We start from the raw sequence: 20,901 nt of genomic DNA on the forward strand, positions 1-20,901 counted from the left end.
AAGCTGTAGTAGTACAAAAATAATGAAAGTATTGTTGTACTTTTATTATGTGTATAATTTCTCAAAAAGATTCTTACGATATATAATGTGGTAAAATATATGTTTGGAAGATGACGAATGTGTTAATATTAATATTAGCAAATAAATCGACAATGCATTTTATGTTCGTAGTTTTGTACTACGATTTGTATCATTTAATGTTAAATTATAATTTTAGAATCAAATTAAGGTATGGTGAGTATATGTCGAATGAAGAAAATATAAAGCAAGAAAAAAAGAGTGGAAAAGATAAATTGAGACTGAGTTTTCCAGAAACCCGCTTCATGAAGTTTTTAGGCGGTAAAGATTTACTTTTTGGTTTGTTGATTTTAATATTAGTAGGTTTTTCAATTTTTATATTTGATCAAGTTTCTTACATTTTCAAACCATTTATTATCGTATTTAATACGCTTGCAACACCTATCATTGTATCAATTATTCTCTATTATTTATTTAACCCGGTAGTTAATTTAATGGAACGATATAATATTCCAAGAGTTTGGGGCGTTATCATTCTATTCCTACTCATCGTTGGTGTAATATCATTGGCAATTAATCTACTTATTCCAGTGATTGGGTCACAATTCAAAAGTTTTGGTAATAATTTCCCATACTATGTCGATAAAGTGAACCAATTTATTGATAGTCTTACTAAATTTTCTGTGATATCTAATTTCTATACGCAGATTCAAGATCAACTTGATACATTAGCAAAAAAATTACCAGGTATGGTTTCTGATTATTTTAATGGTTTTGGATCTAAAATCAAGAATTTTGCCGAAGCATTAGTCAATGTTGGTGTAGTAATTGCAACAACACCATTTGTATTATTCTTTATGTTAAAAGATGGCTATCGTTTCAAAGATTTTTCTACAAAATTGATGCCACCAAAATTCAGAAAAGATTTTCATGATTTATTAGACAAAATGAGTGTTCAAGTAGGTTCTTATATCCAAGGACAAATTGTTGTTTCGTTCTGTATTGGAATTCTATTATTTATTGGTTATAGCATTATCGGATTAGATTATAGTTTAATCTTAGCATCTATTGCGGCTGTAACGAGTGTAGTACCATACATTGGTCCTACGATTGCAATTTCACCTGCAATTATTATTGCATTAATTACTTCACCAATCATGTTGTTGAAATTAATTATCGTGTGGACTGCTGTACAATTTATTGAAGGGCACTTTATTTCACCGAATGTAATGGGTAAAACACTGAAAATACATCCACTAACAATTATTTTTATCTTGTTAAGTGCGGGTAACTTACTCGGTGTAGTTGGGGTTATTTTAGGTATACCGAGCATACGCTATCTTAAAAGTGCTTATTTCACACTTATATTCTATGTATAAACGTAGATATAATAAATATTATGGTCAAGATGCAGGCGAGTATCAAACTTCATCAGAAGAAGAAATTCGTTAATATCAACGCATCCTTCGATTAGATTGCACAGTAGCTGTCTGATATCTAAATGAAGTTTTTTCAGTTCCTGTATTACTTTTTCGAGTCAGTCTTATAGAGCGGTGATAGGAAATCAAAATCTGATTTCCTATCACCGCTCCTTTTTTATTAGAAAATTTTTGATTTTGAAAGTACATGCTTGCCTGAGCATGGGAGTGGACAGAAATCTACTGCCAATATAACAATAAAGGCTGTGACCGCAGAAAGCACGCACAAAAATGACAAAGGCTGAAATTCGTCGTTTTTTATATACTTTGCGTTTCATAATGACTTCACTGTGCATCGTATAAATGATTTAAATGAAAGCCACCTAACAATTATGTTATATAGATGTCATTAAAAATTTATTTATTATATTTTAGTGTTGTGCTATATTTTTTATGACACAATAGAATCACTGAAAAGAGAAGTGAAGATATGTCTAAGGAATTAAGAAGTAAAGTATTTTCTATATTAAAAATAGTATTTGCAGTTACGTTATTTATTTTTGTTGTTTTCACATTATATAAAGAACTCTCACATATTAATCTTAAAGAAACAGTAAAATCATTTGGGGAAATTAATAGAGTATGGTTAGTTGCTTTATTTTTAAGTGGTGGGTTATCTATTATTGTATTATCGCTTTATGACGTCCTCTTAGTAAAAACGTTAAAGTTGAAACTCTCTTTATTGAAAACGATTCGTATTGGTTATATTGTAAATGCACTTAATGTTGTCGTAGGCTTTGGAGGTTTTATTGGTGCAAGTGTACGTTTTCTATTATACAAGAACGCAACTGACGATAAAAAGGCGTTAGTACATACAATCTCTATTGTTTTAATATCAATGTTAACAGGACTTAGTTTACTGTCTATCCTTGTAGTGATTCACGTATTTGACGTGACGCACATATTTAGCCCTTTTCCATGGATTAGATGGTTATTGTATATTGTGGCACTATTTTTACCAATATTTATTATAGTTACTTATGTAAAACCAGTTAAACAATCACATAAATTACTTGGTATTTATTGCACAGTTGTTTCTGGTGTTGAATGGATGATAGCGTCATTTGTATTATATATGGCTTTAGTCATTGTAGGCATCCACATACCATTTACTGCTTTTATGGGCATATTTATTATAGCGTCACTATCAGGTTTAATTAGTTTTATTCCTGGTGGGTTTGGAACATTTGATTTAGTCGTCTTATTAGGTTTGAAAAGTCTGAATGTACCGGAAGAAGAAATTGTTTTAGCATTATTGCTCTATCGTTTTGCTTATTATTTATTCCCAGTGTTAATCGCGTTGATTCTTTCTACATTTGAATTCAGAAGTACTGCAAAACGCTATTGGGAAGATTCAAAGCTTATGTTACCAGTGAAAGATATGACATCACTCGTAGCATCGTATCAAAAAGATATAATTGTAAGAGTGCCATCGTTTTCAATTGCACTATTGTTGATGTATACAAGCCTCATATGTTTTTTAAATAATATGACGATTATATATGATGGTTTATATGATCCGAATCATTATATTTATTACATTATCGTATCAGTACATACATCGGCATGTTTACTTTTATTATTAAATATAATTGGTGTATATCATCTCTCTAAACGAGCTATTTTATTTTCAATGATTTCGATTAGTTTAATATTTATTGTTACAGCTTATACTTATGCTTCTTTTATACTACTGAGTTGGCTAGCAGTTATGTTTGTCCTACTATTGGTATTTTATAGACGCTCAAATACAATTAAAAGACCATTCAGATATACAAAGTTATGGTTAAGTGTCGCTGTCGGTGCACTCATTTTGTATATTAATCATATTGTTATAGATGGGACATTCTATACATTAGATATTTATCATTTGGAAATGGACAGTTCAATATTAAGGTATTATTTCTGGTTTACGATTCTACTCGTTGCTATTATTGTCGGTGCAATCGTCTGGTGGTTTGAGTATCGTTATAGAGTAAAGAATAGAAGTAACAATATAGAAATGTGTGAAGCAATCATAGCGCAAAATGGCGGTAATTATTTAAGCCATTTAATGTATAGTGGAGATAAGCATTGTTTTATTAATGAAAAAGAAGATGCCTTTCTTATGTATCGTTATAAATACAGTGCCTATATTGTATTAGGTGATCCAGTAGGCAATCCAGAATCATTTCATGAATTATTAGAAACGTTTTACCGTGAAGCACAATACTTAGGTTATGATGTGATATTTTATCAAGTAACTGATAAATATATGTCACTTTATCATGATTTTGGTAATCAATTTTTCAAATTAGGTGAAGAAGCGGTTATAGATTTAACTACATTTACTACATCAGGTAAAAAGAAACGTGGCTTACGTGCAACATTAAATAAGTTTGATGATCTTAATCTAACTTTTGAAGTGTTGGACCCGCCGTTTTCATCCAAATTACTTGCGGATTTGAAAAACATTAGTCACGATTGGTTAGCAGAAAGAAATGAAATGCATTTTTCTGTAGGTAGCTTTAATGAATACTATGTATCGCAAGCACCTATAGCGATCATTAAAAATAAAGATGAATCTATCATCGCATTTTGTACCTTTATGCCCACGTATTACAAAGCAACACTTTCTGTAGATTTAATTCGTTGGAAGGCAGATAGTCATTTACCTTTAATGGATGGCTTATATTTGAATATGTTGTTATGGGCAAAGGCGCATAATTATGAGCATTTTAATATGGGTATGGCTACATTATCTAATGTGGGGCAAGTGCCGTTTTCATTTTATGGAGAGAGAATCGCAGGTAGAGTTTTTGAACATTTTAATGGTCTATATAGATTTCAAGGTCTCAGAAGATACAAAGAGAAATTTAATCCTCTTTGGGAACCAAGATTTTTAGTTTATAGAAAACATCATTCATTATGGCTTAGTATGTTAAAAGTGATGCGTGTAATTAGAAAGTATAAATAAGAAGGAATAAATATAAAAGCAACCAACACACATTTTATGTGTTGGTTGCTTTTTTTAAGGAGTTTAAAAGTGTTTAATGGTTTCTGTAGTTAATATCTGGAGAAGTTATTAACTACTTTAAATAAACTAACTGGTAGAACTGTTCTAAATATCATTTGACTCTAACTATATATGAATTTCTCGTTACCCCTTTGTTAAGGTATAATCATAATATATCATCATTAGAAAACGCTTTCAATGGTGGGAAGTAAGATTATTCAAATAAAAAATGACATTTTATCTACATAATTTCTTTTTAAAATTTAATTGTATTATTACTATTTGCTAGGAGTGGAACGATCGCTAAAAATAGAATTGTATGATAATTATTTAATATTAAAAATAGATTCAATCAGTTCATCATTTGTAGTAAGATATAAAATAAATTAAAAATATTGGGGCGTATTAAAATGAAGAAGATCATAATTGGCATTATCTTAGCCTTATTAGTTATTGCATTAATCGTTGCGGGCACGTTTTTATACCAATCCCTTAATTCTAATTATAAAGGGACAAATCAAGTTTCTCAGAGTAATGAGCACAATAAAGAAAAAAGTAACGGTCATCCGCCGAAAATAGATGTATTAGCACAGCAATTTAGCACAGATTTCATGAATCGTGATACAAGACATGGTTATCATAAAGTATCGAAGGGAATACACAAAGATAAAATAGAAGCTGAATTTGGTAAAAGCGAAAAAACAATGAATATTGCCGGTGTGAAAGTTGTTAAATACGGTGACATTGGGGTTCGCTATACCAATCATAAAGTGAGCCGCTTCTTTATCATACCGGAAGACGTGAATGTCCAACAATTTAGACAAGTACATGGTACAAGAACAATAAACTACGAAGAAAATACAATGATTTATGATGATAATCCTAATAATAAATTCTCGGTAAAAGTTTATGTAGGTCAAAATGGTGAAATTAAGGGGATAGAAAGTATAGATCAAGTAACGGACAATCATTAAAAAGTACAAAGTGGCAATTATAGTTATTTAATATATCCAGATAAATAGTTATAGTATTGAACGACATTACATATGATTTGATAAAGGCATTGATATGTTAGAGCGGTATTCTAAAGTTAAAAGAATACCGTTTTTTATTTTTAAAAACTGCAAATAGCTCTACAGAAAATTAATCTAATAATTAAAACATACGATTGTTCTATTAAATTATAAAAAGTTGTGGTAATATGAAAGCGGTTACATAAATTGAGGTGATTTCATTGGCAACAATAAAAGAAGTAGCTCAATTGGCAGGATGCTCAGTAGCAACTGTCTCTAGAGCAATCAATAATAATGGATACGTAAAAGCACAAACAAGAGCACAAATTGAAAGTGCGATTAACCAACTGAATTATCAACCGAATGAAGCGGCACGTACGTTATATAAGCGAAAATCTAAAATGATAGGACTATTACTTCCAGATATTAGTAATCCGTTTTTCACACTTATTGCTCGCGGAGTAGAAGATGTAGCTTTGGCACACGGTTACCAAGTATTGATAGGTAATAGCGATAATGATATTGATAAAGCAAAAAATTATCTTTCTACATTTGTAGCGCATAATTGTACGGGTATGATTTCCACAGCGCTAAATGAAAATGTAATTGAAAATACACTTCATTCATATGGTATTCCATTTGTATTTGTTGATCGTATCAATGATGGCAATGAAGGGATTTCTACAAATCATTTTGAAGGTGGTCAACTCCAATCTCAATTAATCATCGAAGGACAGGCACAGCACGTATTAATCGTGCATTCTGATTTAAATGTAGCCGCATTCCAATTACGTGTGAATGGCGTAGAAACAGTACTCAACCAACATAATGTGTCATATTGTCGTTGTGAAGAAGAACAAATAGATGACGAAACACAATTTATTAAACAAATACGTCAAAATCATATCGATAGCATTATATGTAGTAATGATTTGATTGCGATTAAAATATTGGGTGTGATTCAACAACATGGATTTAAAGTGCCGAAAGATATACAACTTGTTGGCTATGATGACATACCATTTTCAAAAATGACATTTCCTCAAATTACAACAATAGATCAATCGGCATATCGTATAGGTGAACTTGCTGTATCGAAACTCCTCAATTTGTATGAGGAGGGAGACGCGGACCACGTTGATCAAGTAGCAATTACAGTGAAGCGGAGGGAAAGTACGAGATTTTGATGCATAACATGTAACGGGTTACATAAAATTTTAGGAGTGATTGAATGTATAAGACAGGTATATTAAATAGCGAAATTTCAAAGTTGTTAAGTGATTTAGGGCATACTGATCAAATTATCATTGCAGATTGTGGACTTCCAGTTCCAGAAGGCGTGAAAAAGATTGATCTGGCATTGGAATTTGGAAAGCCTTCTTTTATTGAAGTATTTAACCTTATAAAAAAGCATATGGAAATCGAGCAAATGACATTAGCTGAAGAAATGATAACGCAAAACACGGCATTATATCAGACATTATCAGCTGAAAATATTGAAATTCAAACAACGTCACATGAGCAATTCAAAGTACAAAGTAAAACAGTTAAAGCCATCATTCGCACAGGTGAAGCTAAACCGTTTGCTAATGTTGTACTAACAAGCGGTGTTTTATTTTAAGGGGTGAATAAAATGATAAAGATGGAACAAATATATAAATCGTTTGGGCAAAATGACGTATTAAGAGGCGTGGATTTTGAAATCGGTGATGGTGAGATACATGCCTTAATGGGAGAAAATGGTGCTTGGGAAAAGTACATTGATGAAAATACTCACCGGTGTATATAAGTCGGATAGTGGGTCTGTTGAAGAAAACGGTGAAGCGATTCAATTTAAAAATACCAAAGACGCGGAACTTAATGGTGTGTCGTTCATACAACAAGAGTTAAATATATGGCCTAATTTAACAGTGTTAGAAAATTTATTTCTTGGTAAAGAGGAAACAAAGTGCTTAGGTATTGTGGATAATAAAGCGATGAAAAAACAGGCAAATGCTATTTTCAAAAAGTTAAATATTAATATCGACTTAAATAAAGAAGCGGGTGCTTTATCTGTAGGTATGCAACAGATGTTAGAAATTAGTAAAGCTTTAATGCAAGATTCAAAAGTCATTATTATGGATGAGCCTACTGCGGCATTAACAAATAACGAAATTGATATTTTATTTGAACAAATTCGAAAACTGAAAAGTGAAGGTGTGTCATTTGTCTATATCTCTCATAGAATGGAAGAAATTTTCAGTATTTCAGATCGTATTACGGTAATGCGAGACGGACGTTCCATCTTAACTTCTGCAACAGCAGATACAACAAATGAGAAAATTGTTAAGGCAATGATTGGTAGAGACCTAGATAATCAATACCCAGACAGACATTACACGCAAGATGAGGAAGTTGTTCTTTCTGTAAAAAACCTCAGTTCTACTGAACATAAATTGAATGATATTCACTTTAATCTACATAAAGGTGAAATTTTAGGTTTTAGTGGATTGATGGGTGCAGGACGTTCTGAAATTATGCGTGTATTGTTTGGTTTAGATAAGGGGCATATGCAAGTAACTCTCAATGATAAACAACTACAGATAAATAATCCTAATCACTCTATCAAACAAGGCTTAGCATTTATCACAGAGAATAGAAAAGAAGAAGGCTTGGTCTTGCAAGATTCAATATTAGAGAATATCTCGTTACCAGCTGTTGAAAAGTTTTTCGAAATCCGGCTTTTTAACACGAGCTTCTATGGAGCAATATGCAGAACAAATGATTCAACGTTTGAATATTAAAGGTAAGAAAAATGATGCATGTGTTGATTTATCAGGTGGTAATCAACAAAAAGTTGTTATTGCAAAATGGATAGCAACTGCGCCACATGTCCTAATCTTAGACGAGCCTACACGTGGTATTGATGTAGGTGCGAAAAGAGAGATTTATCAATTGATGAATGAATTGACCGAACGAGGCATGTCTATCATTATGATTTCATCAGAATTACCTGAAATTATAGGCATGAGTGACAGAGTGGCCGTTGTGCATGAAGGAAATATTGCGGGCGTGCTAGAGAAAGCATCATTAACAGAAGAACGTATTATGACATTAGCTACTGGAGGGGAAGTACATGACACATTCTAAACTATCATTTTCATATTTAGAAAAAATAATTCCGTTTATTGGGTTAATCTTATTAGTTATTATCATTAGTGCATTAAACAGCGCATTTTTAGAACCATCCAACTTATTTAATTTACTGAGACAAGTATCGATTAATGGACTCATTGCATTTGGTATGACATTTGTTATTTTAACGGGCGGTATTGATTTGTCCGTCGGTTCTACATTGGCGTTATCAAGTGCGATGGTAGCAATTTTAATGGTATCAGGTGTAGATTCAATGATTGCGTTATTACTCGGTTGTATCTTTGGTGCAGTTCTAGGGGCCATTAACGGTTTGTTAATTACTTTAGGTAAGATGGCACCATTTATCGCAACATTGGCTACTATGACCGTCTTTAGGGGCTTAACACTAGTGATTACGGATGGTAACCCGATTACAAACTTAAATGGGAGCTATGCATTCCAATTATTTGGTCGTGGTTACTTTTTAGGCATACCTGTTCCGGCAGTTACAATGTTTGTTACGTTTATCATTTTATATATTTTGCTACATAAAACAGTATTTGGTAGACAAACTTATGCTATGGGCGGTAATGAGAAGGCAGCATTTATTTCTGGTATTAAAGTAAATAAATTAAAAATCATGATTTATAGTTTAGCTGGCTTAATGTCGGCAATGGCAGGTGCAATATTAACATCACGCTTAAACTCTGCACAACCAACAGCAGGTATGTCATATGAGCTAGATGCGATTGCGGCCGTTGTACTGGGTGGTACATCACTTACGGGTGGTAAGGGACGCATACTCGGTACATTAATTGGTGTACTTATTATTGGTGTGTTAAACAATGGTTTGAACTTATTAGGCGTTTCATCATTCTATCAACAGGTTGTTAAAGGTGTAGTGATTATCATAGCTGTATTAATTGATAGAAAGAATAAATAGTGTGGGAGGTTAGCAAGATGAAAAAAATATTAATCAGTGCAATTGCGATTTTATTATTTTTAACAGGATGTTCACTTGAGTCTCCTTTGGAAAATAATGATGACGGTAAGTCAGATAAGAAAAAATCTGATATTGTCATTGGTGTAAGTATCTCAACGTTAAACAATCCATTCTTTGTGAAAATTAAAGATGGTATTGAAGATGAGGCAAAAAAACAAGGTGTTAAAGTGAAGTTTGCAGATGCGCAAGATGATGCGGCAAAACAAGCAAACGATATTGATGATTTAATACAACAAAATGTAGATTATCTTATTGTGAATCCTACAGACTCAGATGCAATTTCTGGTAGTATACAAATAGCTAATGATCAGAACATACCAGTAGTAACCTTAGATAGGGAAGTTGCTAAAGGGGAAGTCGCTTCATTTATTGCTTCAGATAACGTTAAAGGTGGGGAAATGGCTGCAAACCTCATCGTTGATAAATTTGGGGAAGGTACTAAAGTTGCAGAGTTAGAAGGTATACCTGGGGCAAGTGCTACAAGAGAACGTGGTAAAGGGTTCCATAACGTAGCAGATGACTCACTTGACGTGGTATCCAAACAAAGTGCGAAATTTAATAGAACAGAAGGATTGGATGTAACTCAAAATATTATTCAAGCACATCCAGATATTAAAGCAATCTTTGCACAAAATGATGAAATGGCATTAGGCGCAATAGAAGCGGTAGGCAGCAAAGATATTAAAGTTATTGGTTTTGATGGTAATGAAGATGCAATTAAATCAGTAGACAAAGGTAAGTTATATGCCACGGTCGCGCAACAACCTGATTTGATGGGTGAAGAAAGTTTGAAAACAGTAATAGATTTACACAAAGGTAAGGAAGTAGAGAAGAAGAATAAGATACCATTAGAAATGAAAAAACAAGAGTAGTAGTAAAAAATAGCTTATAGTGCTATAGGGAGACTAATAAGTGAGTTCGATCATATAATATCAAAAGGCCGGATGCATAGAAGATATGCTCCGGCTTTTATGATTGATTTGTTATTGCTTATAATTTTGACGTTCATTTTGTTCTTCAGCATAACGTTCTGGATTTTTTTTATAAAATTCTTGGTGTTCTGCTTCAGCTTTATAAAACTTAGAAGCGGGCAAGATTTGAGTTGCAATTGCCTTGTCTCTATCAATCGTGTGTTTTAATTTTTCGATATACGTTTCAGCTACTTCCTTTTGATTGTCATTAGAATAAAAAATAGCTGTCTTATACTGCGAACCTCTATCTTGAAATTGTCCGCCGTCATCAGTTGGATCTATTACAGAAAAGAAAATTTCTAATAACTTATTATATGAAAACAGTGCGACATCATATTCGATTTCGACGGTTTCATAATGCCCAGTGTTGCCAGTCTTGACTTGTTCATATGATGGATTATCAACTGTACCTCCCATATAACCAGAGGTTACTTGTTCAATACCTTCATACGTGTCAAAAGGCTTGACCATACACCAAAAGCAACCTCCGGCGAAGTATGCTTTGTTTATATTCATGCTTAACATCCTTTCTGTATTAGACCTTAGTACCATATATTAAGATATTACTTGATTTTTATACTCTTTTTATATAACTTTAATATATGTTAATTATAGTACATAGAAGTGCAATTTTGAAGATATAAGGTTGATACTAATGAATAAGGACAAAAAAAGAAGTACATCAGATGAGAACGAAGAAACAACACAGGCCCCTTTACGAAGGGTGAAAAAGAAGCGGATTAGAAAGCTTCCTTTCATTATTTTAATTATCATTATCCTATTGGCGATAGTGATTGGTTATGCGATTCATGGTTATAATTCAGGTATTGATTATGCTAAAGACCATGGTAAGACACTGAAAGAGCATAAATTTAATGGTGCTCAAAAAAATGACGGTAAGATTACAGTCATGGTGTTAGGTGCAGATAAGGAGCAAGGTGGTATTTCTAGAACAGACTCTATTATGATTGCTCAATATGATTTTGTGCATAAAAAGCTGAAAATGATGTCTGTCATGCGTGATATCTATGCTGATATTCCTGGAAATGGACAGCATAAAATTAACTCTGCATATTCTATAGGCGGTCCAGAATTAATGAGAAAAACGCTGAAGAAAAACTTAGGTGTAGATCCTGAGTATTACGCTATTTTAGACTTTACTGGTTTTGAAAAAATGATTGATGAACTAGAACCTAACGGTGTACCTATAGATGTTGAAAAAGATATGTCGAAAAATATAGGTGTATCACTGAAAGAAGGTCACCATCGATTAAATGGTAAAGAGCTTTTAGGTTATGCTAGATTTAGACATGATGCTGAAGGTGACTTTGGTCGTGTCCGTAGACAACAACAAGTGATGCAAGCACTTAAAGGTGAACTTGCAAGTATCGATACACTTCCTAAATTGCCACGTGTCGCTGGTATTTTAAGAGGTTACTTGAATACGAACATGCCAGACTCTGCAATTATGCAAGCAGGCTTAAACTTTGGTATTCGAGGCGATAAAAATGTTGATTCTCTAACGTTACCTGTCGAAGGAAGTTACCAAGATATTCAAACGTTTGGTGATGGTAGTGCGTTAGAAATCGATAAAGCGAAAAATAAAGAAGAAGTTCAGAAGTTTTTAAACGAATAATATGAAAGAGTGGGACAGAAATCTATTTTTTAACAAGATTTCGTCGCATGAACCTGGCTCGGCAAAGCTGACTATAAATGGAATACAAGAGCTTGATATAAACGCATTTTTAATACAGTTAGCCACTGCCAATCTCAAAAAAGGTAGACAATCATTTTTATGATTGTCTACCTTTTGTTTTATGAGTAAAATCTTTATTGATAGTTTCTTGTGCATGCTTTTCCCGCAGGAGTCAGCACAAGTTACTGCCTTGGTTGTAACAAAGCGCATAGAAAACGAACATTACTAAAAAGTTGGTGTTAACCACAAAACAGACCAAACGCTATGTATTAACGTTTGGTCTGTTTACGTTCTCTATACGTATAAATATAGCATGGTATTATTGGTCGGATTTTCTAACGCCGGCAACACCATAGTGTGATGCTTTCATTTCTTCAATAACAACTTGTATTGCTTCTTTATTAGCACCTGTAGTTTTTTCTACAGCTTGTGTTACCTCAGAGACTAAATCTTTAAGTTGATCATCTGAACGACCTTCTAATAATTTCACATTAACGATTGGCATATGTATTTCCTCCTATAACAATTTGAGCTTATTATATCATGAAAATTCTCAAAATTCTAAAAACAATCAAAATAGAACGTTTGTTCTTATAAGTATTGAATGAGAACACATGTTCGTATATAATAGAATTAATTGAGGGAGGTATTTGATATGTATGATTATAATCTGGTGGAAGAAAGAGATGTATTGTGTATAGACCAAAAGAGCTTTTTTGCAAGTGTGTCTTGTATTCAAAAAGGATTAGACCCATTGAAGGAGAAATTAGCCGTTGTTGCCGATACGAAGAGACAAGGATCAGTTGTTTTAGCTGCCACAGGGCCTTTAAAAGCGCTAGGTATTAAAACCGGGTCGAGACTATTCGAAATACCACATAGAAGCGACATATATATTATTAATCCGAGTATGAGAAAATATTTGGAAGTGTCTGTAGCAATATCAAAAATTGCTTTACGTTATGTAGCGCCGGAAGATCTACATCAATATAGTATCGATGAGTTTTTTATGGATGTTACGGATAGCTATCACCGTTTTAGCACTACGATTCATTCATTTTGTGAAAAGCTGCAATGTGAGATTGAAGAAGAAACAGGAATTAACTGTTCTATTGGTGTTGGCTCAAATATGCTTTTAAGTAAAATTGCAATGGACGTAGAAGCGAAACATTCTTCTAGTTTAATTGCAGAGTGGCGTTACCAAGATGTGCCGAATAAACTTTGGCCTATTCAGCCGTTAAGTGAATTTTGGGGAATTAGTAGGAAAACAGAAGCAAAATTGAATAAACGAGGTATTTTTACTATAGGTGATTTAGCCAATTATCCGTATCAATATTTAAAGAGAGATTTAGGTATAGTGGGGGTAGATTTGCATTTACATGCGAATGGCATAGATCAAAGTAGAGTAAGAGATAAATATGAAGTAATGAATCCATCGATTTGTAAGAGTCAAATACTGATGCGCGATTATCATTATGAAGAAGCTAAGGTTGTCATGCGTGAGTTGATTGAAGATGTTGCTAGTCGTGTTAGGGCAAGAAACCAATTAGCAAAAACGATTCATTTTTCATTTGGTTATAGTGATGAAGGTAGCATTAATAAACAATACACCTTACAGGATCCGACGAATTTGGAAGAGCAAATTTATAAAATCGTTGAACATTTCGCAGATAAATTATGTGATCATACTATGTTATTTAGAACTGTAAGTGTTTCATTAACGAAATTTATAGATGAAAAAGACAGACAGTTAAACTTGTTTATAGATGAATATGAAAGAAAAAGAAATGAAAAATTAGCAAAAACCATTGATGCCTTACATCAAAAATTTGGTCGAGGCATCGTATCTAAAGCCGCATCTTATACTGATGCGGGTACAAAACACGGCCGCTTAGGACTCATGGCAGGTCATAAGATGTAAAAAAGTGCTTAGCATATTAGATAATGAAGTGTTTAAAACTGTTGATAAAATTAGTCGACGTAGACGATTGATTTGTACACGCTTTTCTCAGTCACAGCCTGTAATCTTCGGCTCGTGCTTTTACGCAAGAGTCGGCTCAAATCACTGTCATTATTTAACATGAGTTAGGAATTAATAATGTTAAATATAAAAACAAGCCAAACGTCTTTATTAGTGTTTGGCTTGTTAATAAAATTAGGCTATATAAGTATCGAAATCGCTTAGTGCTTCAGCACCTTTCTTGCGATCTTCTGGGTTTTTAAAACTAATACGTAATGCACCATAAATATCTTCGCGTACTTCTAAAATTCTTAGGTTGCTTATAGAAATATTATGTAAACTCAAGATATTTGTAACTTTGCTTATCATACCCGGTTTATCCGGAATATCCACATATAGATCATACTCAATAGATAGCGCGCCTTGTGATTTAACGGGTAGTTCATCACGATATATTTTAGCATCGTTATAAAAATCATATAAGTCATCAGAGCTATCACGCTCAATGAGAGCAATAACGTCTTCCATTTGAGTTTTCCAGTCATTTAAAATAGTTAAGATTGTGTTTTTATTTTCAATCGTAATGTCTCGCCACATAACAGGGCTACCACTCGCAATTCTTGTGATATCTCTAAAGCCACCGACTGCAAGTGTTTTTATAAGCGTAGATTCATCAGCATGTTTGGCGTTTAAGTGTACCAAGCTCGAAGCAATGATGTGGGGGACATGACTTACAACACCCGTCACGAAATCATGTTCTTTTGGAGTTATAGAAATAAACTTCGCATCTGTAGTTTTGAGCAAACTTTGAATTTCTTCAAAAGCCGCGTCATTAGCTGATTCATCATGAACGAGTATATAAAATGCATTTTCAAATAAATGTTTTTTAGCATTTAATACACCTGACTTATGACTACCAACCATAGGGTGACCACCAACCAGATGGATATCGTGAGATAAAAGAAGTTGTTCATATTGTTGGATGGTTGACTTTGTACTGCCAGTATCTGTAATAATCACATTCTTTTTCATATGATAGTTTGGTAACTCTTGTAAGTATTTTATCGTTTGTTGTACCGGTGTTGCGTAAATGATGATATCTGCACTTTCAACGCTCGATTTATAATCTGTCGATTGAAAATCAATAATACCTATAGATAAAGCCTTATCTAATTGAGAGGTATCTGCATCATAAGCTGTGATTTCTATATCATCATGATAATATCTTAAATTACTCGCTAGACTTCCGCCAATAAGACCTAAGCCAACGAAAAGTATTTGTTTCATTGTGCGAATCACCTCTATCAAAATTTTCAGAATAGTAACATTGTAAAGCAGACAAATGTTATTTCGCAATATGCCTAAACTCTGAAAATGAAGATTTAACTTACTAAGCAAGTTATAATTTTATGAATTGAGATATACTTTGTATGATGAAATGGTATGAGATAATTCAATAAAGATTTATATATGAAAGAATAAAACCGAAATAAAAATCATTTAAATTATACAGGAGTGGTGAAATTGAATATACAAAATATTTTGATTGCTGGTCAATATGAATCTGCTTTTCAGCAATATTTGTTGTATTTAGAAAAGTATCATTTGCGTTTTCAATCGATTGATATGATTTCAGAAGGTGATATGGAATGGGCGGATGCTTATGTAGGTTTTGCTCCTAGTAAAGCATTTCATCCTTCTAAGGTAAATTGGGTCCATGCATTTAATGCGGGCGTAAATAATTTTTTAGCAATAGATGGTTGGAAGAAATCAAATACGGTATTAACTCGAACTGTGAGTGACTTTGGAGAAAAAATGAGTGAATATTGTTTGAGTTATATATTAAAAGACTTGCAACATCATAAATTATTTCAATCACAACAAAAAGATAAGCTCTGGTCATGCGAAACACCCGCCGCCTTGAAAGATCAAACGATAACGATATTCGGCACTGGTGAAACTGGAAAAGTAATAGCAAAAGTTTTATCGTCATTTGGCACAACTGTATACGGTGTTTCAAGTAGTGGCGAAAACAAAAGGTACTTTAAACAAGTAAATACGTTAGAAACATCCAAACCATTGATTGAACAATCGGATTATATTATTAGTACCTTACCGTTAACACAACAAACTGAAAAACTATTTAATGAACAAATCTTTAGTTATTTAAATAATACTTATTTTATAAATGTTGGTAGAGGACAGGGTGTTGATACAAATCAACTTATAAAGGCACTAGATACTGGAAAAGTGAGACATGCAGTATTAGATGTCTTTGAGTCAGAACCATTACCAAAATCATCAGAGTTATGGCACAGGGAAGATGTTACGATAACACCACATATTTCAGCTTTAACAGATTTAGATGATGCTATTTCATGCTTCTGTAATACATTAGAGTATTTAGAGAGAGATAAAACATTATCAAATCAAGTAGACTTCAGTAGAGGTTATTAAACTGTAATAAAAATATAAGGGTTTTTGCGTTTAGCATCACTGTTATCAAATAGGAATTTCTATTCGGAATCTTACCAATTTTAGAAAATAACAGTTAAACTAAAGATATACATATAAGGAGGGGATAGTATGACAGAATCCATTTTTACGACAATTCAAGCATTAACGAATATTAATAGTCCTTCAGGGCATGCAGAAATGGCAGTTAAATACGTTAAAGATGAAGTTGGAAAGTTAGGTTATACGACTCATATTACTAACAAAGGTGCGTTGATTATTACTGTAGAAGGTGAGAATGATCAAGACCATAAATGTATTACAGCCCATGTGGATACATTAGGTGCAATGGTAAAAGAAATTAAAGAAGATGGCCGTTTAGCATTAGATTTAATTGGTGGCTTTAGTTATAACGCAATAGAAGGGGAATATTGCGAAATTGAAACATCTGCAGGACAAACTTACACAGGCACAATATGTCTACATGAAACAAGCGTACATGTATATCGTAATAATGATAATGAGCCTAGAAACATAGACCATATGGAAGTAAGATTAGATGAAAAGGTGAATACAAAAGCAGATACAGAACAATTAGGTATCGAGGTAGGAGATTTTATAAGTTTTGATCCTAGAACACAAATCACATCTTCGGGTTTTATAAAATCACGTCATTTAGATGACAAAGCAAGTGTTGCCATGATTATAGAGTTTTTAAAAACAGTTAAAAAAGAAAATCTCAAATTACCGCATACGATCCAATTTTACATTTCTAATAATGAAGAAATAGGCTATGGTGCCAATGCTTCAATTTCATCAAATATTGTTGAGTTTATTGCATTCGATATGGGTGCTTTAGGGGATGGTCAAGCTTCAGATGAGTATACAGTTTCTATCTGTGCTAAAGACGCCTCAGGTCCATATCATAAGGCATTACGTGAACAACTTGTCAATTTATGTAAAACAAATAAAATCTCATACAAAGTTGATATTTATCCATATTATAGTTCTGATGCTTCAGCAACATTAAAAGCAGGCGCAGATATAAAACATGGCTTATTCGGTGCGGGTATCGAATCATCACATGCATTAGAACGTACGCATATTGATTCATTAAAAGCGACACAAGCATTGTTACATGCTTATTGTTTAGCACCGATTCAATCATAAATATATTGAAACCTAGATTATCTATTTAATTTTGTAATGCTATAAATAAGAGATGGTGCATTCAATTACGCTAAAAATAGACTATGGGTTTATATTAGGTCTTCGTTTAATGTTTGCAACTAGATTTATCAAATATAGAGTGAATGGTATGAGGAGAACTAAAACACAAATGATAAAAGTAATATTATATCCTGTTTTGGCTATTATATAACCAAATATAATACCTGATAAAATTTCTCCAATTGCACCAGAGGCACCATTCAATGAAAATATCGTAGCCATACTTGTTGTTTTGTTTGCCATTTCTTGATTCAAGATATTGCTGATTAAGGTATTCATAAGATCATCAACGATAGTAACTAATGAAATACTTATTATAGAAACTAACTTTCTTCCTAATATGAGTAATGCTATAAATATCATAGTTACAAATATGATTAAAGCATTGTAAGTTTCAGGTGATTTATTAAAATGAGAATCAAATTTTGAAAATAACTGTAAAACTAATAATAAAATTATTCCACCAAAAGTAGTTATTAAACCAAAAAGCATTTCATTTATCCCTATATATTGAAAATACGGTTGCCAATATCTATCAATTGTATCTATCACAAAGGCAAAGAAAAAACTGGCTATAATGATATTAAAGGCTCTTCTATTGTTAATCATAACGATTGTTGCATCTTTTATAATTGATAGTATAGGGTATTGCTGTTGTTTATGCTTTTTAGTAGGAAGTTTGTCATTTTTAATACAGATAATTAAATAAAGTACCAATATTATAGAGATAGTTCCGCCTAAGATAAAAGGTAAGTAATTATTAATTTTATAGAAAAAGCCTGATAATGGAGATATCACTATTATAGACAAGATAAAAATTTTTGTGCTATTAAACATATATTTAGAAAAGTTAATTTCTCCCACAGAATAGCTGAGCCATGATTCGAAAGTTCCAGAAAACATAGTTTCAGATAGAGTCCAAGTCAATAGTATAATTATTAGAATTAATATATTTGACGAAAACGGAAAAAATAACCAAGTTAATGAAAGACAAGTGCATGAAATAATTAAATTGAATCTCACACCAAATTTATCTGCAATTGCACCTGAAGGTATTTCAAAAAGAAATTTCATGATTTCAAAAATTGTTCCTATAATCCCAATAAAAAACAAATTATAACCACAGTTAAATAGGAATAGTATCCAAATAGGAGCATAAAATCCTATAATAATTCCCCGTAAAAGTGAGATTATATAAAATGAGCTCATTAGAAATTATACAACTCCTTTATGTATGTAGCATTTTTCTTTTTATTACTAAACATTTTTTATAATAATTCAGCATTATTAATCGTTATTTTTCATTATATTGACGACTTTTTTATTACATAAGCTTTTCTTATACCACTAGGACGTACTAAATATTAATCAAATATCAATGTTTTATTGAACAATGAAACCTAATTATGGTGTAAAACTATAACGCTATCGTACGTCTACCTGTAAATATCATCATTATTAAGATTAAAAGAGAATTTAGATTTAATATTAGAAAGCTAGGCTTCTTCAAAGCGTCCTTGATATTCTTTCTTAGTACATTTAATAATTTATGACTTCTCTGTCTTCTATACTTATTCTAAGGACAAAGATTTAGGTGCTTCGTTAGTGACTTCGTAACTATTACTTTCTAGTTTTTGTATATGTATCTAATACTTCGAAATTATAAAGTGATGTATCGAACACTATAATTATATTATATTTAAAACGTAAAATTTATGTCAATATATTATAATGCATTGAAAATTAGATGATATGTGCATAACTACTAAAATAAATAATTTCGCTTGTTTAGCAACTTCAATTTAATTTTGCAATTTTACTATATACGATGTTATAATATATTTAACAAGAGTTTCGTGCATTGAATGAACCAAAAAACCCCCTCGCTACCACTAATAGCGAGGGGGTTTTTTGGTGTGGTTAATGTCGCCTTTTACTTGTCATTACGATTACGTAACCAATACGCAAATAAGGTAACGATGCAACCACTAATTACTGTGACAGTGGTATGAACAAGAGCCTCGATCATTAATATGCACCTGCTCTCTACGTCATATTGACGCCTGAGAGATAGACGACACTATAATTATATTCTATTCTATTTTTGTTGATTAAGCATCGGATTCATAGATAATAAACCATTGATTTTCATATAAAATATCACAAAATAGTAATGGAAATTTAGCAGATTACATGTACAAAGATGATAAGTTATGATAAAAATAAGCGTGAATATTATCTTTATTTTCTAAGTAAGGGGGATATCTAATGAAAAAAACACTAGGCTTAAACCTTTTGTTTTTAATATTATTCATCATTTTTGCTTTAGCATTTTTCACTAACTTTTTTGGTAGTCTGACGATATATGTCATTATTATCGTCCCTGTTTTAATGCTAGTCATTGGCGGCTATGTATTCAAAACCAACTTCAACAAGTATAACCAAAATGATTTCAACAATAATCATCGTTTAAAGTAAAATAGTAATTAATATAAATTCAAATGTTGACAAATTGAAAATATCCTTGTAGCATACTAGGTAATTACTTTTCGCAACTTAGGTTGCCATTTGAAAGATGACGTAGCATATATGACATGTAGTAAGAAGAAAGCTAATGGGTGATGGAAATTAGCACTGCATATAATGTGAATTGGGCTTTTAGATGTAATTAAAAATTATAATATTTAAAGTGAACAAATAATTTGTTAACTAAGGTGGCACCACGGTAACGCGTCCTTACAGATATGCGTTAGTGTGGTGTTTTTTATATACCAAAAAATAAGAAAGCAAAATGAAGTAAGTGATGTAAAGGTAGCAAGCAGAAAGTTAGTGGTTGATGGAAACTAACACCTACATATACTGAAATTGGGTTTTGTTGGATAACAAATGAATAAATCAATGAGAGAGTAGATTAAAGCAAGTATATCTACTAATTTAGGTGGTACCGCGCGTCAGCGTCCTTAACAATGTTT

At 32.3% G+C, this 20,901-nt stretch carries 16 protein-coding genes and 2 pseudogenes; 13 read left to right on the forward strand and 5 right to left on the reverse strand.

Going from position 1 to position 20,901, the window contains the following annotated elements; all coding sequences use genetic code 11:
• The first annotated feature begins 242 nt into the window (after positions 1–242).
• The 8 genes and pseudogenes from ABLV95_RS04595 (at position 243) to ABLV95_RS04630 (ending at position 10,493) form a co-directional block, all read left to right on the forward strand.
• Positions 243–1,470 (forward strand): annotated as a pseudogene (locus ABLV95_RS04595) (AI-2E family transporter).
• 456 nt (positions 1,471–1,926) lie between these two features.
• Complete coding sequence (gene mprF, locus ABLV95_RS04600; protein ID WP_460876502.1) at positions 1,927–4,452, forward strand: bifunctional lysylphosphatidylglycerol flippase/synthetase MprF; 2,526 nt, start codon at positions 1,927–1,929, stop codon at positions 4,450–4,452.
• A gap of 449 nt (positions 4,453–4,901) precedes the next feature.
• Complete coding sequence (locus ABLV95_RS04605) at positions 4,902–5,465, forward strand: hypothetical protein (protein WP_427704508.1); 564 nt, start codon at positions 4,902–4,904, stop codon at positions 5,463–5,465.
• Between the two features lie 251 nt (positions 5,466–5,716).
• The gene (locus ABLV95_RS04610) at positions 5,717–6,691 is read left to right on the forward strand and encodes a LacI family DNA-binding transcriptional regulator (protein ID WP_427704506.1); all 975 of its coding nucleotides are present in this window, start codon (positions 5,717–5,719) and stop codon (positions 6,689–6,691) included.
• A gap of 44 nt (positions 6,692–6,735) precedes the next feature.
• Positions 6,736–7,125 (forward strand): D-ribose pyranase, encoded by a 390-nt coding sequence (rbsD, locus tag ABLV95_RS04615; RefSeq protein ID WP_285323875.1) that lies wholly within the window; start codon positions 6,736–6,738, stop codon positions 7,123–7,125.
• A gap of 12 nt (positions 7,126–7,137) precedes the next feature.
• Positions 7,138–8,633 (forward strand): annotated as a pseudogene (locus tag ABLV95_RS04620) (sugar ABC transporter ATP-binding protein).
• Positions 8,620–9,561: an ABC transporter permease gene (locus tag ABLV95_RS04625; protein ID WP_427704503.1), complete on the forward strand. Its 942-nt coding sequence runs from the start codon at positions 8,620–8,622 to the stop codon at positions 9,559–9,561. The pseudogene ABLV95_RS04620 and the gene ABLV95_RS04625 overlap by 14 nt, the downstream one beginning before the upstream one ends.
• A 17-nt stretch (positions 9,562–9,578) precedes the next feature.
• Positions 9,579–10,493: a D-ribose ABC transporter substrate-binding protein gene (locus tag ABLV95_RS04630; protein ID WP_069815730.1), complete on the forward strand. Its 915-nt coding sequence runs from the start codon at positions 9,579–9,581 to the stop codon at positions 10,491–10,493.
• A 111-nt stretch (positions 10,494–10,604) separates the two neighbouring features.
• Here the strand turns inward: ABLV95_RS04630 and msrA are convergent, their stop codons facing one another.
• Positions 10,605–11,108 carry a peptide-methionine (S)-S-oxide reductase MsrA gene (gene msrA / locus ABLV95_RS04635; RefSeq protein ID WP_069815726.1) on the reverse strand — a complete coding sequence of 168 codons (504 nt, stop codon included), beginning with the start codon at positions 11,106–11,108 and terminating at the stop codon, positions 10,605–10,607.
• Between the two features lie 139 nt (positions 11,109–11,247).
• On the opposite strand from msrA, the gene ABLV95_RS04640 reads away from it, so the two are divergent.
• Positions 11,248–12,228 (forward strand): LCP family protein, encoded by a 981-nt coding sequence (locus ABLV95_RS04640; RefSeq protein ID WP_277579774.1) that lies wholly within the window; start codon positions 11,248–11,250, stop codon positions 12,226–12,228.
• Between the two features lie 379 nt (positions 12,229–12,607).
• Here the strand turns inward: ABLV95_RS04640 and ABLV95_RS04645 are convergent, their stop codons facing one another.
• Positions 12,608–12,793: a 2-hydroxymuconate tautomerase gene (locus tag ABLV95_RS04645; RefSeq protein WP_002507674.1), complete on the reverse strand. Its 186-nt coding sequence runs from the start codon at positions 12,791–12,793 to the stop codon at positions 12,608–12,610.
• Positions 12,794–12,943: 150 nt separating this feature from the next.
• On the opposite strand from ABLV95_RS04645, the gene ABLV95_RS04650 reads away from it, so the two are divergent.
• On the forward strand, positions 12,944–14,206 hold the full coding sequence (locus ABLV95_RS04650) for a Y-family DNA polymerase (protein ID WP_427704501.1): 1,263 nt from the start codon (positions 12,944–12,946) through the stop codon (positions 14,204–14,206).
• A gap of 234 nt (positions 14,207–14,440) precedes the next feature.
• Here ABLV95_RS04650 and ABLV95_RS04655 read toward each other — a convergent pair whose 3' ends face one another.
• Complete coding sequence (locus tag ABLV95_RS04655) at positions 14,441–15,532, reverse strand: prephenate dehydrogenase (RefSeq protein WP_460876505.1); 1,092 nt, start codon at positions 15,530–15,532, stop codon at positions 14,441–14,443.
• Between the two features lie 231 nt (positions 15,533–15,763).
• Between ABLV95_RS04655 and ABLV95_RS04660 the strand changes: the two genes are divergently transcribed.
• Both ABLV95_RS04660 and ABLV95_RS04665 read left to right on the forward strand, forming a co-directional pair.
• Positions 15,764–16,702, forward strand: a complete 939-nt coding sequence (locus ABLV95_RS04660; protein WP_427707805.1) for a D-2-hydroxyacid dehydrogenase — start codon at positions 15,764–15,766, stop codon at positions 16,700–16,702.
• Between the two features lie 129 nt (positions 16,703–16,831).
• Entirely contained in the window at positions 16,832–17,869 is a 1,038-nt protein-coding gene (locus ABLV95_RS04665; protein ID WP_460876508.1) for a M42 family metallopeptidase, read from the forward strand.
• 81 nt (positions 17,870–17,950) lie between these two features.
• Here ABLV95_RS04665 and ABLV95_RS04670 read toward each other — a convergent pair whose 3' ends face one another.
• Entirely contained in the window at positions 17,951–19,138 is a 1,188-nt protein-coding gene (locus ABLV95_RS04670; RefSeq protein WP_460876511.1) for an MFS transporter, read from the reverse strand.
• A 724-nt stretch (positions 19,139–19,862) separates the two neighbouring features.
• Positions 19,863–19,958 carry a type I toxin-antitoxin system Fst family toxin gene (locus ABLV95_RS04675; RefSeq protein ID WP_002512389.1) on the reverse strand — a complete coding sequence of 32 codons (96 nt, stop codon included), beginning with the start codon at positions 19,956–19,958 and terminating at the stop codon, positions 19,863–19,865.
• 239 nt (positions 19,959–20,197) lie between these two features.
• Here ABLV95_RS04675 and ABLV95_RS04680 point away from each other — a divergent pair, with 239 nt between their 5' ends.
• Positions 20,198–20,407, forward strand: a complete 210-nt coding sequence (locus tag ABLV95_RS04680) for a hypothetical protein (RefSeq protein ID WP_427704495.1) — start codon at positions 20,198–20,200, stop codon at positions 20,405–20,407.
• The last annotated feature ends 494 nt before the right edge of the window (positions 20,408–20,901 follow it).

It is taken from the genome of Staphylococcus sp. Mo2-1, assembly GCF_046721385.1.
In the GTDB taxonomy this organism is placed as follows: domain Bacteria; phylum Bacillota; class Bacilli; order Staphylococcales; family Staphylococcaceae; genus Staphylococcus; species Staphylococcus equorum_A.